This is a genomic window from Streptomyces sp. WAC04114 (assembly GCF_019733245.1).
Classification (GTDB): Bacteria; Actinomycetota; Actinomycetes; order Streptomycetales; family Streptomycetaceae; genus Streptomyces; species Streptomyces massasporeus_A.
Window position 1 is genome coordinate 1 of sequence record NZ_JAIGQA010000209.1, and the last position, 13029, is coordinate 13029.

Annotated in this window: 16 protein-coding genes and 1 pseudogene; 6 read left to right on the forward strand and 11 right to left on the reverse strand. The window is 72.4% G+C overall.

What is annotated here, in order from left to right; all coding sequences use genetic code 11:
* A pseudogene (locus K4G64_RS34260) lies at positions 1–189 on the reverse strand (hypothetical protein); the annotation flags it as partial.
* A 562-nt stretch (positions 190–751) separates the two neighbouring features.
* On the opposite strand from K4G64_RS34260, the gene K4G64_RS34265 reads away from it, so the two are divergent.
* Positions 752–922 (forward strand): hypothetical protein, encoded by a 171-nt coding sequence (locus tag K4G64_RS34265; RefSeq protein WP_221759809.1) that lies wholly within the window; start codon positions 752–754, stop codon positions 920–922.
* Positions 919–1914: a serine/threonine-protein kinase gene (locus K4G64_RS34270; RefSeq protein WP_221759810.1), complete on the forward strand. Its 996-nt coding sequence runs from the start codon at positions 919–921 to the stop codon at positions 1912–1914. Before K4G64_RS34265 ends, K4G64_RS34270 begins: the two co-directional genes overlap by 4 nt.
* 21 nt (positions 1915–1935) lie before the next feature.
* Here the strand turns inward: K4G64_RS34270 and K4G64_RS34275 are convergent, their stop codons facing one another.
* A complete protein-coding gene (locus tag K4G64_RS34275; protein WP_221759811.1) occupies positions 1936–3234 on the reverse strand; it encodes a streptophobe family protein in 1299 nt (432 codons plus the stop codon).
* Between the two features lie 338 nt (positions 3235–3572).
* Here K4G64_RS34275 and K4G64_RS34280 point away from each other — a divergent pair, with 338 nt between their 5' ends.
* Positions 3573–4577, forward strand: coding sequence for a DUF6777 domain-containing protein (locus K4G64_RS34280; protein ID WP_221759812.1), 1005 nt, complete (start codon positions 3573–3575; stop codon positions 4575–4577).
* A 49-nt stretch (positions 4578–4626) separates the two neighbouring features.
* Here the strand turns inward: K4G64_RS34280 and K4G64_RS34285 are convergent, their stop codons facing one another.
* From K4G64_RS34285 to K4G64_RS34295, 3 genes are read right to left on the reverse strand one after another with little or no spacing between them, the layout of a single operon-like run.
* Positions 4627–5043: a PRC-barrel domain-containing protein gene (locus K4G64_RS34285; RefSeq protein WP_221759813.1), complete on the reverse strand. Its 417-nt coding sequence runs from the start codon at positions 5041–5043 to the stop codon at positions 4627–4629.
* Entirely contained in the window at positions 5040–5624 is a 585-nt protein-coding gene (locus K4G64_RS34290) for a PRC-barrel domain-containing protein (protein ID WP_221759814.1), read from the reverse strand. The genes K4G64_RS34285 and K4G64_RS34290 overlap by 4 nt, the downstream gene beginning before the upstream one ends.
* The gene (locus tag K4G64_RS34295) at positions 5621–5761 is read right to left on the reverse strand and encodes a hypothetical protein (RefSeq protein ID WP_221759815.1); all 141 of its coding nucleotides are present in this window, start codon (positions 5759–5761) and stop codon (positions 5621–5623) included. Before K4G64_RS34295 ends, K4G64_RS34290 begins: the two co-directional genes overlap by 4 nt.
* Positions 5762–5948: 187 nt before the next feature.
* Here K4G64_RS34295 and K4G64_RS34300 point away from each other — a divergent pair, with 187 nt between their 5' ends.
* Positions 5949–6413, forward strand: coding sequence for an ATP-binding protein (locus K4G64_RS34300; RefSeq protein ID WP_221759816.1), 465 nt, complete (start codon positions 5949–5951; stop codon positions 6411–6413).
* Between the two features lie 99 nt (positions 6414–6512).
* Here K4G64_RS34300 and K4G64_RS34305 read toward each other — a convergent pair whose 3' ends face one another.
* Positions 6513–7400: an RNA polymerase sigma factor SigF gene (locus K4G64_RS34305; protein ID WP_221759823.1), complete on the reverse strand. Its 888-nt coding sequence runs from the start codon at positions 7398–7400 to the stop codon at positions 6513–6515.
* Positions 7401–7605: 205 nt separating this feature from the next.
* Here K4G64_RS34305 and K4G64_RS34310 point away from each other — a divergent pair, with 205 nt between their 5' ends.
* Positions 7606–8019, forward strand: a complete 414-nt coding sequence (locus K4G64_RS34310; RefSeq protein WP_221759817.1) for a helix-turn-helix domain-containing protein — start codon at positions 7606–7608, stop codon at positions 8017–8019.
* Between the two features lie 21 nt (positions 8020–8040).
* Here the strand turns inward: K4G64_RS34310 and K4G64_RS34315 are convergent, their stop codons facing one another.
* The 3 genes from K4G64_RS34315 to K4G64_RS34325 all read right to left on the reverse strand — a co-directional run bounded on the left by K4G64_RS34315 (position 8041) and on the right by K4G64_RS34325 (position 10625).
* Entirely contained in the window at positions 8041–8643 is a 603-nt protein-coding gene (locus K4G64_RS34315) for a ClpP family protease (RefSeq protein WP_221759818.1), read from the reverse strand.
* Positions 8643–9284, reverse strand: a complete 642-nt coding sequence (locus tag K4G64_RS34320) for an ATP-dependent Clp protease proteolytic subunit (protein WP_221759819.1) — start codon at positions 9282–9284, stop codon at positions 8643–8645. The genes K4G64_RS34315 and K4G64_RS34320 overlap by 1 nt, the downstream gene beginning before the upstream one ends.
* Before the next feature lie 135 nt (positions 9285–9419).
* Positions 9420–10625 carry an epoxide hydrolase family protein gene (locus K4G64_RS34325; RefSeq protein ID WP_221759820.1) on the reverse strand — a complete coding sequence of 402 codons (1206 nt, stop codon included), beginning with the start codon at positions 10623–10625 and terminating at the stop codon, positions 9420–9422.
* Positions 10626–10749: 124 nt separating this feature from the next.
* Here K4G64_RS34325 and K4G64_RS34330 point away from each other — a divergent pair, with 124 nt between their 5' ends.
* On the forward strand, positions 10750–11232 hold the full coding sequence (locus tag K4G64_RS34330) for a VOC family protein (protein ID WP_221759821.1): 483 nt from the start codon (positions 10750–10752) through the stop codon (positions 11230–11232).
* A 68-nt stretch (positions 11233–11300) separates the two neighbouring features.
* On the opposite strand, the gene K4G64_RS34335 is transcribed toward K4G64_RS34330, so the two are convergent.
* Positions 11301–12191 carry an aminoglycoside phosphotransferase family protein gene (locus K4G64_RS34335; RefSeq protein WP_374206481.1) on the reverse strand — a complete coding sequence of 297 codons (891 nt, stop codon included), beginning with the start codon at positions 12189–12191 and terminating at the stop codon, positions 11301–11303.
* Between the two features lie 17 nt (positions 12192–12208).
* A partial coding sequence (locus K4G64_RS34340; protein ID WP_260461365.1) for an SGNH/GDSL hydrolase family protein occupies positions 12209–13029 on the reverse strand: 821 nt, incomplete at its 5' end.

Here is a 13029-nt window from a genome sequence, read left to right on the forward strand (position 1 = left end):
ACCCGTGTGGGTCCGGCCGGTGCGCCCCGCCGACACGCCCCCATCCGCCCGGGGCGCACCGGCCGGACCCACACGGGTGGTGCCGCCGGGTGCCCCCGGGGCGACGGGGGCGGCCCGGCGGGAGACGCCGACGCCGTCGGAGGTGGCCCCGCCCGAGGCGCCCGAACCGGAGGGGATCGTGCCTGCCACCCCGGAGCCGACCCGGGTGGTCGCTCCGGGTACTCCTGAGCCGACCGGGGTGGTGGCTCCGAGTGCTCCTGAGCCGACCCGGGTCGTGTCTCCGGAGGGCCCCGAGAAGCCGACGGATGTGTCCCCGGACGCTCCCGAGCCGACCAGGGTGGTGTCCCCGGACGCTCCCGAGCCGACCAGGGTGGTGTCCCCGGACGCTCCTGAGCCGGACGCCCCCGAAGCCGAACGGGCGGCTCCTCGCGAGGCTCCTGAGCCCACACGGTTGGTGGCGCCCGAGGCTCCTGAGCCCACGCGTGTCGTGGCTCCCGATGCCCCCGAACCCGAACGGGCGGCTCCTCCCGAGGCTCCTGAGCCCACACGGTTGGTGGCGCCCGAGGCTCCTGAGCCCACGCGTGTCGTGGCTCCCGATGCCCCCGAACCCGAACGGGCGGCTCCTCCCGAGGCTCCTGAGCCCACGCGGTTGGTGGCGCCCGAGGCTCCTGAGCCCACGCGGTTGGTGGCGCCCGAGGCTCCTGAGCCCACGCGCGTCGTGGCTCCCGATGCCCCGGAGCCGACGAGGGTCGTGTCCGCCGACGCCCCGGAGCCGACGAAGGTCGTGTCCGCCGACGCCCCCGAACCCACCCGCGTCGTGTCCCCCGAGGACCGGGAGGGCAGGGCCGGTGGTGAGGCAGATCGGCGGCCGGCTGCGGCGCCGCCCACCCGGGTCGTCTCGCCCGAGGGTGACGGCCGTTGAACCGCGAGACGAGCCTGTTCTCCGGGCGGCCCTCCGAGCTGGTCGGGCAGCAGATCGCCGGGTACCGGATCGAGCAGGAGATCGGACGCGGCGGCATGGCCGTCGTCTACCGGGCCCGGGACCTGCGCCTGGAACGCACCGTCGCCCTGAAGCTGCTCGCCCCGGAACTCGCCCGCAACGACACCTTCCGCCGCCGCTTCACGCACGAGTCACGGGCCGCCGCGGCGATCGACCACCCCCACATCGTGCCGGTGTTCGAGGCCGGCGAGACGGACGGCGTGCTGTACATCGCGATGCGGTACGTCGCCGGCAGCGACCTGCGGCACGTCCTCGACCGCGAGGGCCCGATGCCGCCCGTCACCGCCCTGCGCGTCGCGGCCCAGGTCGCCTCCGCGCTCGACGCGGCCCACGACCACGGACTGGTCCACCGGGACGTCAAGCCCGGCAACATCCTGGTGTCCCGCGGCACCGACAGCGACCACCCCGAGCACGTCTACCTCACCGACTTCGGCCTGACGAAGAAGTCGCTGTCCCTGACCGGCTTCACCACGGTCGGCCAGTTCGTCGGCACGCTCGACTACGTCGCCCCCGAGCAGATCTCCGGCAAGCCGGTCGACGCCCGCTGCGACGTGTACGGTTTCGCCTGCGTCGTCTTCGAGACACTGGCCGGGCACCCGCCCTTCATCCGCGACGACGACATGGCCCTGCTCTGGGCCCACCAGTACGACGAACCGCCGCCGCTGACCGGGGAACGGCCCGACCTCGATCCGCGGGTCGACCCCGTCTTCGCCCAGGCCCTGGCCAAGAGTCCCGACGACCGGTACCCGTCCTGCCTCGCCTTCGTCGCCGCGCTGCGCGCCGCGACGACCGGCGGCGGGGCCGAGGGCCCGAGAACGCCCACGCGGGTCGACCGGCAACTGCCGGGCGCGGGGGAGGAGCGGCCCAAGCCGCCGCCGCGCTGGGCCGAACCGGTTTTCGTACAGCGGACGTAGCGCGGCGGCGCGAACGGGGCGTCAGCCCTCGCTGTCGGTGCGCACCTCGCCGCGCCGCCGCACGTGCCGCGCCAGCAGCGCCCCGGCGAACCCGGTCACCAGCCCCCAGGGGACGGCCAGACCGACGGCACCCCACATCTTGGGTTTCAGGAACAACCGGCCCCCGAGACCGCCGCCCAGATCACCGATACCGAGCACGGACAGCCCGAAGTGCGCGGAGACGCGCCCGACGAGGCAGATCATGAACACCGTGAGCACGAGGGCGACCGCCATGTGCACCGCGTGCTGCCAGGCCCGCACCCGGGCCGGTGACCGGGCCGCCATCACGAACGCGGCGGCCAGCAGCAGCACGACGTCGATGATCAGCAGCCACCACACGCGGCCGTCGTGCTCGGCGAGGGTGCGCAGGTTCAGCTCGGAGACGTCCGGGGTGCGCAGCACCTCGTCGAGCACATGCGGCATGGGCAGCCCGAGCGGCCCCTCCACCCGCCCGTTCCAGGTGGCGCCGAGCCCGATCGTCAGCGCCAGCCACACTACGTTGGGGAGGCCCAGCAGGATCACCGCGAACGTCTCCCGCGCGTGCCCCTGGGTCGCCGCGACGATCAGGGCTACCACCAAGCCGATGACGACGCAGGCCAGCAGCAGCGCGACCATCGCGTACGCGGCCGGCCGCACCGACGCCTGGAAGCGCAGCAGTCCCGCGGGCAACGGAGCCCCGCGCGACACCAGCAGCGCCAGCACCAGCACACCGGCCAGCCACACCACGCCGACGAACACGGACAGCGCGACGTCGGTGGTGAAGCCGATCCTCGGCGAGGCACCGAACAGGTCGCCGAGCTCACCGAGCGCGCTCTCCCCGAGGTCGATCTCGAACGTGTGGCGGGCGGCGAGCGTCAGACCGATCAGCGCGAGCAGCCACAGGGCCGCCACCCGTCCGGCCCAGCCGGCCAATTCCGCGGCACCGGCCACCGCACGGTGCCGTAGCGGACGCAGGAATCCCCAGGCGATCACCAGCGCTCCGGTGAGGGTGACGGACAGGGGAATCACCGTCAGGCCGGCCCGCGTCTCGGCGAGGTCGCCGGCGGCCCCTGCGATTTTCACCGTGCCGCCGACGGCGGTGACCATGGTGGCCGCGACCGCGGGGGCGAAGGAACCGTCCGGAAGGTCCGCGGCCCCGGCCGCCCACAGACCCAGGGCGGACACCAGCGCCATGGCGAGCAGCCCGCCGAGCACCGTGACGAGGGCGTGCGCCCAGCCGTGGCGGGCGACGGCCCGCTCGCCGGAGGTACGTGCCTGGCCGGAGGGGGTGCGCGAACTCACGGTGCCACGCTAAGCAGCCCCGGTGCCGGACGCCCGCCGGAGGGGTCCGTCCGCGTCGGCTTGCGGGGCATACGGGACCGGGGCACACAATGAACTCGTAGTGGAAAAAGCGGCATACACCGGTATGGACCATCCCGGCTGTGTGAAGGCCGCAGAGAACCCACGCGGGAGAAGAGCTCGTGAGCGTCGATCCACCGTCGTCCGGCCGCCCGACAGGACCTCCCTCGGGCCCGCTGTCGGGTCCTTCCCAGCCTCCCTCGGGCGGCGGCCCGCCCTCCGAGCCGCCGAGCGGTGGCGGCGGCAAGGAGCCGGAACCCCGCCGGCCCTGGTGGGGGTCCGTGCCTCGTGTCGCGATCATCGCCACCGCCGTGGTGGCCGCCGTGGTCCTGGCCGTGGTGCTCTCCCGGCCCGACAACGGCGGCACCGGCGCGTCCGACGGCGGCACCAGCACGTCCAGCGGCGAGGTCTTCCTCCAGCCCGCGGCCGACACCGGGCCGGACGCGTTCACCGAGTCGACGGCCCAGGAGGACAGCTCCGCCTCCCCGGTCACCCCCTCGGGGGACACCGAGTCGGCCCCGCAGAACGCCGTGCGGGGTGTGAACGGCGACGCGCCCGGTCTGTACGGCGGCACCCGCAATGTCGCCAGCTGCGACGTGGAGAAGCAGATCAAGTACTTCGAGGACGCCCCGGACAAGGAGCGCGCGTTCGCCTCGGTCGTACGGGTTCAGCCTTCCGAGGTCCCCGCCTACCTGCGTTCGCTCACTCCCGTGCAACTGCGCATGGACACCCGCGTCACCAACCACGGCTACAAGAACGGCGCCCCCACCAGCTACCAGGCCGTCCTCCAGGCCGGCACGGCCGTCATGGTCGACGACCGCGGCGTGCCCAGGGTGCGCTGCGCGTGCGGCAACCCGCTGTCCCCGCCGGTCGCCCAGCAAAGCGCGCCGAAGACGACCGGCAAGGCGTGGCCGGGCTACAAGTCGTCGAACGTCGTCATGGTGACGCCCTCGCCGAAGCCGGTGGACGAGTTCGTGATGTGCGAACCCGACGGCGAGTGGTTCAAGCGCGAGGCGGGGGACACCGGCGACAAGGACCAGAAGACCAAGAAGCCCGACAAGCCCTCCCCGTCGGCGAGCGTCACCACGCCCACGGCACCGACCGACTCGACGTCGTCGCAACCGCCCACGAGCGAACCGCCGACCTCGGACACGGACACCTCGGGGCCGACGACGGACGAGCCGCCCTCGTCCGACACCCAGCCGCCGCCGCCCGACAACAACACCGACACCAACACCGGGAGCGACACCGGCGGCGGCACGACGGAACAGGCGCCGGCCTCCTGACCCGGTCGGCCCAAGCGGACACGACGCGAGCCGACTCGGCCGGCCCGACTCAAGCGGCCCGGACCACCAGGGCGTAGTCGCCGAGCCCGAGCAGCCGGTCGGCCGGCAGGTCGCCGTGGGTGGTGACGACCGCCTCGACCCGGCCCGTCCCCGGCTCGAACGCGACGTCCTGGACCGTGCCGAGCGTGTCGCCCGTCTCGGTGAGGATCCTCAGACCCGGCAGTTCGTGGTGCGGCGGCACTTCGGCCGGTTCGGCGGTCGTGCGGACCAGCACCGCGTCGGGGCCGATGGCGTGCAGGGCGCCCCAGGCCAGCACGGTCTCCTTGCGGGAGTGGTGGCCCCGTACGCGGACATGGGTGACCACACCGGACGCCGCGTCCACCGTCAGCGACTTCAGGGCACCGACTTCTTCCGCCTCGGTCAGCGTCAGCACGGGCAGGCCTCGTGCCTCGGAGAACAGCATCATGGCGCCGTCCCCTCCCGCCCGGCCTGGAAGGCGCCGACCCGGGCGACGAAGGCGGGCAGGTCGTCGGCGACGAAGCGGGTGGCGTCCGCCGGGATGACCAGGGCGCGTCCGGAGACGGCGAGCGTCTCGCCGCGCGGCACGTACACCCGGTGCCGGCGGCGTCTGGAGCCCTGCACCAGCGCCTTGCCCGCGGCGATCCGGAAGCCCACGACCCGGCCGCTGGTTCCGCTCTCGACGATCACGTCGAGCACCGTGCCGACCTCGGCGCCCTCGTCGGTCAGCACCTTGGCGTGCAGCACCCGGCCCTGCTGTGCCTCACGCCGTGCCACCACGACGGTGGTGTCCGCCAGCGCGAGGGCGTCCCGGACCATGACCGCGTACGGGCCCAGGGCGTGCACCGCCGACCAGGGCAGACTCTGTTTCAGCGGGCCCGACAGCAGACCCCGGCCGCTGAGCGTGAAGCCGGTGATCCGCCCGGCGGCGGAGTCGAAGACGGTGTCCTTGATCTGGGCGACGGCATCGCCGCCCAGGGTGACCACCGGCAGGGTCGTCAGACTGCGTGCGGCCAGCAGCTCGTTCATCGCAGGCCCTTCCCGCCGGGGCGGCGCCGCACCGCGATGACGGTCCCCGACCGCCGGCCCGCCTGCACGGCGAGCGTCACCGCCACGACGGCGGCGAGCGCCGCGATCACCACGACCAGCCATGTCCACCAGGCCACCGCGCACCTCCGGTGATCCGGCCCGGCCGCCCTCGGCCGGCCCTGATTTCTTCCGGGTGCCCCGTGGAGGGGGGACAATGCCCGTGTTATCGAATGGGGGAGAATCTGTCAGGACTGTGAAGCCGGACGTGGGGTACGAGCACTGGTGCAGAGCGTCCGGCCAGTCCGACTTCCCAGAGAGAAAAGAATGATCGACCACCTGGACGGGGCAGTGATACCGACTGGTTTCGACGTGCCCGTGGAACCGCTGCGGCGGGCGGCACACTACACCGGCGAGCAGGGCTGCATCGCCGAGGCGCGGTCCTTCGCCGCGCTCTTTCTCGACCAGCTCAGGACCGAGTGGTGCGCGCAGATCGACGAGCGTGTCGACGGCGCCGTGCTGCTGGTGGTGAGCGAGCTGATCACCAACGCCGACCGGCACAGCCACGGGCCCTACATCCTGGAGCTCGTGGGCACCGACGCCGCGGTGACGGTGTCGGTCTACGACAGCAGCTCCTCACTCCCCCGCATCTTCCCCCGCGACCCCGAGCGCATCGGCCGGCACGGCCTGGAGATCGTCCACGCACTCGCGGAGCAGGTCAGCGTGGAACGGGTGCCGGTGGGCAAGCGCGTGCGCGCCGTGCTGCCGCTCTCCGACGCAAGCCGGGGCTGAGACACCGTCGCGGACGGGCGGAACCCACAGGCGGCTCACGGTCGCGGGTGCCGCCCCACTCCCGCATGGGGGACGGCACCCGCTGGTCGGACGAGGGTCTCAGGCGCAGCCCAGCTCGCCCAGCATGCCCTCGCGCAGACGCGTGATGATCCGCTTGATCAGCCGGGAGACATGCATCTGTGAGCAGCCGAGCTGCTCACCGATCTCCGCCTGGGTGGCCTCCTCCACGAACCGCATGTGGATGATCTGCCGGTCGCGCTCGCTCAGCTCCGCCATGAGCGGCGCCAGCGAGTGGAAGTCCTCGACGAGCCGCAGCCCGTCCTCCTCCACGCCGATGAAGTCGGCCAGAACCGCCTCGCCACCCTCCGGGCCGTCGCCGGTCAGTGCTGCGTCCAGCGACGACGAGTTGTACCCGTTCGCCGCGATCTGCCCCTCCACGACCTCACGCTCGGAGATGTTCATCAGCGTCGCCAGCTCGCCGACCGTCGGCTCCCGGTCAAGTCGGCTGGCGAGCTCCTCGCGGGCCTTGGCCAGTTCCACGCGCAGCTCCTGGAGCCGCCGCGGCACGTGCACCGCCCACGTGGTGTCCCGGAAGAACCGCTTGATCTCGCCGACGATGTACGGCAGCGCGAAGGAGGTGAACTCGACCTCGCGCGAGAGCTCGAACCGGTCGATGGCCTTGATCAGGCCGATCATGCCGGTCTGGACGATGTCCTCCATGTCGTCGCCGCGACCACGGAAACGACCGGCCGCGAAGCGCACGAGGGACATGTTCATCTCGATCAGGGTGTTGCGCGCGTACTGGTACTCGTGCGTTCCCTCTTCGAGTTCCGTCAGGCGCTGGAAGAACTGGCGGGACAGCTGCCTCGCGTCCCGCGGGGCCACGGACCGCGGGTCCACGACGCCCGGCAGTGCTCCGTCACCCGCGCCGGCCTCGGTGTTCTCCTCGACGACCTGTGCCTTCGACCGGATCACGGCGGTCTCCATTACCTCTCCCACGAACGTCACGGCGGACATCTGCATAGGTACTCCCGGGTTGCGGGTACCCGGGTTGACGCGCAGCATGCCCCCCGATTGTGCCATGGGTGAAATCGGGCGGAATGTTCCGTTCCCCCCTCGTGCGCCAGGGGATTCCACCCAGGGCGGAACGCCGGGCCCTTCCCCCGGCGGCCGGGATTCCTAGGCTGGAGAAGTGAGCAACCACCTGCCGAACGAAGCCCGAGTCATCCCCCTGCGCCCGCACGGTGCGCGTCCCTCCGGCGCACCGCCGCGCCAGGCGCCGCCGGCCCCCGCCGCGAAGGAGCCGCTGTGGCGGGACCTCGTAGGTGACGTCCTGCGCCGTGAACGCCTCGCGCAGGAGCGCACGTTGAAGGACGTCGCCGATGAGGCACGGATCTCCATACCCTATCTCTCGGAGGTGGAACGCGGCCGCAAGGAGGCCTCCTCGGAGGTCCTCGCGGCCGCCGCCCACGCCCTCGGACTGGGCCTCGGCGACCTGCTCACGAGGGCGCAGGGCGAACTGACCCGCGTCACCTCGCGCTACCCGGCCGGCAGCCGCCGCGGGGTCACCACCCCGTCGCGCGACGGCATGTGCCTGGCCGCCTGAGCCCTGTCGCCGGCCGGCGCCTCAGACCGTGACGAGGCGCCGGCTGAGCACCTCGTCGGCCAGCCCGTAGCCCACCGCCTCCTGCGCGGTGAACACCTTGTCGCGGTCCATGTCGGCCCGCAGGGCCGTCACGTCGTGGTGGGTGTGCCGCGCCAGCACCTCCTCCACCTGGGAGCGGATCCGCACCATCTCCTTGGCCTGGAGCGCCAGATCGGACACCATGCCGCGCTGTCCGCCCGCGGCCGGCTGTCCGAGCAGCACCCGCGAGTGCTCCAGCACGAACCGCCGCCCGGCGTCCCCGCCGGCCAGCAGCACGGCCGCCGTGGAGGCCGCCTGCCCCACGCAGAACGTGGAGATCGGCGCCTGGACGAACGTCATGGTGTCGTAGATGGCCATGAGCGAGGTGAACGAGCCGCCCGGCGAGTTGATGTAGATCGCGATCTCGCTCTCCGGGGAGGACGACTCCAGGTGGAGGAGCTGGGCGATGACGACGTTGGCGACGCCGTCGTCGATCTCGGTGCCGAGGAAGATGATCCGCTCGGACAGCAGCCGGCTGAACACGTCATAGGACCGTTCGCCCTGCGGGGTGCGCTCGACGACGTTCGGAATCGTGTACGTACCCATCACTGCAGCCCCATCCTGCGCCGGGTGGCCGCCGGGCGGACGTCCGTGAGGGACTCCACCACCCGGTCCACCATGCCGTACTCCTTGGCCTCCTCGGCCGTGAACCAGCGGTCGCGGTCACCGTCCCGGGAGATGGTCTCCGGGCTCTGGCCGGTGTGCTCCGCGGTGATCCGCTCGATGGTCCGCTTGGTGAACTCCAGGTTCTCCGCCTGGATCTCGATGTCGGCGGTGGTGCCGCCGATGCCCGCCGACGGCTGGTGCATCATGATCCGCGCGTTCGGCAGGGCGTAGCGCTTGCCCGGCGCGCCGACGCTCAGCAGGAACTGGCCCATGCTGGCCGCGAAGCCCATGGCCAGCGTGGAGACGTCGTTGGGGATCAGCCGCATCGTGTCGTAGATGGCGAGCCCCGCGTGCACCGCGCCGCCCGGGCTGTTGATGTACAGGCTGATGTCGGTGTGGGCGTCCTCCGCGGACAGGATGAGCAACTGGGAGCAGACCCGGTTGGCGGAGACCTCGTCGACCTGGGTGCCCAGCAGCACGATGCGCTGTGCCAGCAGTTGGGCGGCCAGCTGGTCGTCGAACCGGGTCGGAGGGGTGTCGCCCTCCTCCGCCCGCGGGGCGAGTGTGGTGAGTGGAGTCATCGGTTCTCCTCGTCGCGGCGACAGGTGTCGCGGACAGGTCGGGGATGTGCCGTCGACTCCACTCTTGACCTCGGACGATGCCCGCGAACGGTTTCTCTGCCCTCGGCAGATCCGCTACCGGCGGAGCCCGAGCGCTCAGCCCTTCTCGCGCAACTGGCGGAAGAACGCCCGCACATCACCGACCAGCAGGTCCGGCTTCTCCATCGCCGCGAAGTGCCCGCCGTGGTCGAACTCCGTCCAGCGGACGATGTTCTCCGTCCGCTCGGCCCTGTGGCGCAGCGGGATCTGGGGGTCGCCGAAGAAGGACGCCACCGCGGTCGGCGCGGTGGAGGGCTCCTGCGGGGCGGCGATCCTCTCGCCCTGGGCGTGGGCGCGCTCGTAGTAGACCCGGGCGGACGAACCCGCCGTGCCCGTCAGCCAGTACAGCATCACGTTCGTGAGCATCAGGTCCCGGTCGACGGCCTCCTCGGGCACCTCACCGGAGTCCGTCCACTCCTGGAACTTCTCGACGATCCAGGCGAGTTGCCCGATCGGGGAGTCCGTGAGCGCGTAGGACAGGGTCTGCGGCCGGGTGGACTGCACGTGGAAGTAGCCCGTGCCGTCGCGGGACCAGTCCCGCCACCGTCGCCACGAGGTGAGCGTGCGCTCGCGCTCCGCGGGGCTCAGCGCCTCCAGCTCCTCGGCGGTCGGCTCGGTGGCCGCCTGCGCGCCGGGCAGCAGATTGAGGTGGACGCCGACGAGCCGGCCGGGATGGACGCGGCCCAGTTCGCGGGAGATGGCCGCCCCCCAGTCGCCGCCCTGGGCGCCGAACCTCTCGTAGCCGAGGCGTGTCATCAGCTCGGCCCACGCGTCGGCGATCCGGCGTGCCTCCCAGCCGGCCTCCCGGGTGGGGCCGGAGAACCCGAAGCCGGGAATGCTCGGCAGCACCACGTGGAAGGCGTCGGCCGGATCGCCGCCGTGGGCGGCGGGGTCGGTGAGCGGCCCCACGATGCCGGCGAACTCGACGATCGACCCCGGCCAGCCGTGCGTGACGATCAGCGGGGTGGCGTCGGGCTCGGGGGAGCGGATGTGCGCGAAGTGCACGCGCGCGCCGTCGATCTCGGTGGTGAACTGCGGCCAGGCGTTCAGCCGCGCCTCGGCGGCCCGCCAGTCGTACCCGTGCCGCCAGTACCGCACCAGCTCGCGCAGGTAGTCCGACGGAACGCCGTACGTCCAGCCCACACCGGGCAGCTCCTCGGGCCACCGGGCCCGGTCGAGGCGGTCGTGGAGGTCGACGAGGTCGCTCTGCGGTACGTCGATGCGGAAGGGACGGATGCCGCTGTCGGCGGGCGTGGACGTCATGGCGGCGAGCCTAGTTCCGAACGGTGTAGCGGCCACCTGAATGTGTCGGCCGCCCGACCGATGAGTTCCGGGACCCCGGCCGGTCGACAGTGGTGACAGCGTTCCACGCCTCCCAGGAGGACTCATGACCACCGATGGTTTCACCACATGTCTCTGGTTCGACGGCCAGGCGGAGGAGGCCGCCCATTTCTACGTCTCGGTCTTCAAGGACTCGAGCATCGGCAAGATCGCCCGCTACCCCGAGGGAGCGCCCCAGGCCGCCGGCACCGTGATGACCGTCGAGTTCACGGCCAACGGGCACCGCTTCCTGGCGCTCAACGGCGGCCCCGAGTTCACGTTCACCGAGGCCGTCTCCTTCATGCTCTTCTGCGAGAACCAGGAGGAGATCGACTACTACTGGGCGAAGCTCACCGAGAACGGCGGCGAGCCCGGCCCCTGCGGCTGGCTGAAGGACCGGTTCGGCGTGTCCTGGCAGGTCGTCCCGGACCGGCTCGACGCGATGATCACCGACTCGGATCCGGCGAAGGCGGCCCGCGTCACCCAGGCGTTCATGGCGATGAGCAAGTTCGACATCGCGGCCCTGGAGAAGGCGTACGCGGGTGAGTGAGGTGCCGCCCACGGGGGCGGAGCCGTCTCCGTCCCTGGGCCGTCCTGGTCCCCGTGCGCACCCCGCCCCTACGCCGTCTCGGCCAGGATCTCTGCGATGACATGCCGGGAGTTGTCCGCGACCGGCGGGTTCGTGTCCCAGTAGTACGGCAGGGCGATGACCGCGATCGACAGGGCCCAGCCCCGGGCCCGTGCCCACTCGGCCTCGCCGGCGCCCACGGCCTCGCGGAGGACGCCGCGGGCGTCGGCGGGCAGGAGACACCAGGCCCCGACGAGGTCGACGGCGGGATCACCGACCCCCACCGTGCCGAAGTCGATCACGGCGCTGAGTCGTCCGCCCGTGACCAGGAGGTTCCCGGCCATCAGGTCGCCGTGGGCCCACACGGGCGGCCCGGTGTGCTCCGGAGCGCGCAGGGCCGTCTCCCACGCCTGCGTCACCGCGGCGGTGTCGACCCGCCCCGCGAGCTGTGCGAGCGCCTCGCGCAGGAACGGGTCCCGGGCCGCCAGCGGGACTCCCCGGTAACCCGGCGGACCCTCCGCCGCGTCGATCCCGCGCAGGGCCGTCACGTAGGTGGCCAGGTCCTCGGCGAGCGGCACGGGCTTCTCGAGCGCCCCGGGGACCGGATTGCGGCCGTCCAGCCAGCCGTACACCGACCAGGGCCAGGGGAACCGGCCGTCGGGCTCGCCCCGACCGAGGGGCTCGGGGGATGCGGCGGGCAGAGCGGGAGCCAGCCTGGGCAGCCAGCGCAGCTCGTGGGTGATGGCGTCCACGGCGCGGGGGTGCCGGGGGAGCCGTACGACCTTGTCCACGCCGAGACGGAACATGGCGTTCTCCGTCCCGGAGGACTCCAGGCGCCGCAGGGGCAGTCCGGCCCACTGCGGGAACTGCTCCGCGACCAGCCTGCCGACCAGAGGGACGTCGACGGCCACCTCGTCCTCATGCATTCGCACCGCACACATGTCGCCCATTCGATCCGTCAACGCGCGGCCTGTCGAACGGTTTTGGTGACCTCCCGGGCGAGGCGCAGGATCCCGGGGGAGCGGACCGGGCAGGGCTTCGGCCGGCTGGTGGTGGGGGCCAGACAGAAGTGCAGATAGTCGTCGTCGCGGTGCAGGGCGGTGCGGTCGCGGCCGGGCTGTGTGCACAGGCCGCGGTGGGCACGCTCGTACGCCGTGCACGGCAGGGACTGCGTCCAGGTGTAGCGGCCGCCGGCCGGGCTCACCGCCTTCCCGGCGTCCGCCACGAGGTCGCCCGAGGCGGCGGCCCGCTTCTCGTAGAGCGCGTTGACCCGCCGGACCCGGTCGGGGGTGATGGGATCCGGGCCCTGCGCCACCCAGACGATCCTCGGCCGGCTGCCGCCCCCGGCCGCGGCGATCTGCTCGGTGAGCCGCAGCGCGTCGGTGGCGTAGCGGCTGAAGTACCGGGTCGGGGACTTGTCGTGGGTGATGCCGTCCATGCACGGCGTGTAGCCCCAGGAGTTCCCCCAGAACTGCAGGACCACGAAGTCGGGCCGCAGCCTGCGCACCAGCGCGGCGGCCTTGTCCGCGGCCGGCACCAGCGAGCGTTCGGCCGTGCCCTCCAGGTAGTCGCACAGGGTGGTGCCGGAGTACGGGGCGGCGGTGTACTTCGCCTTGAGGCCCCGGCGTAACTCCTGGCCCAGGACCTTCTGGCCCTCCATCGCCAGCGAGTCGCCGAGGTACAGCACCGTGGGCGCCTTCCGCGGTGCCGGGCCCCGGGAGGCGCCCACGGTGCTGTACCTCGGCGACTCGCTGGCGATGGAGGGCACGACCTGCCTCT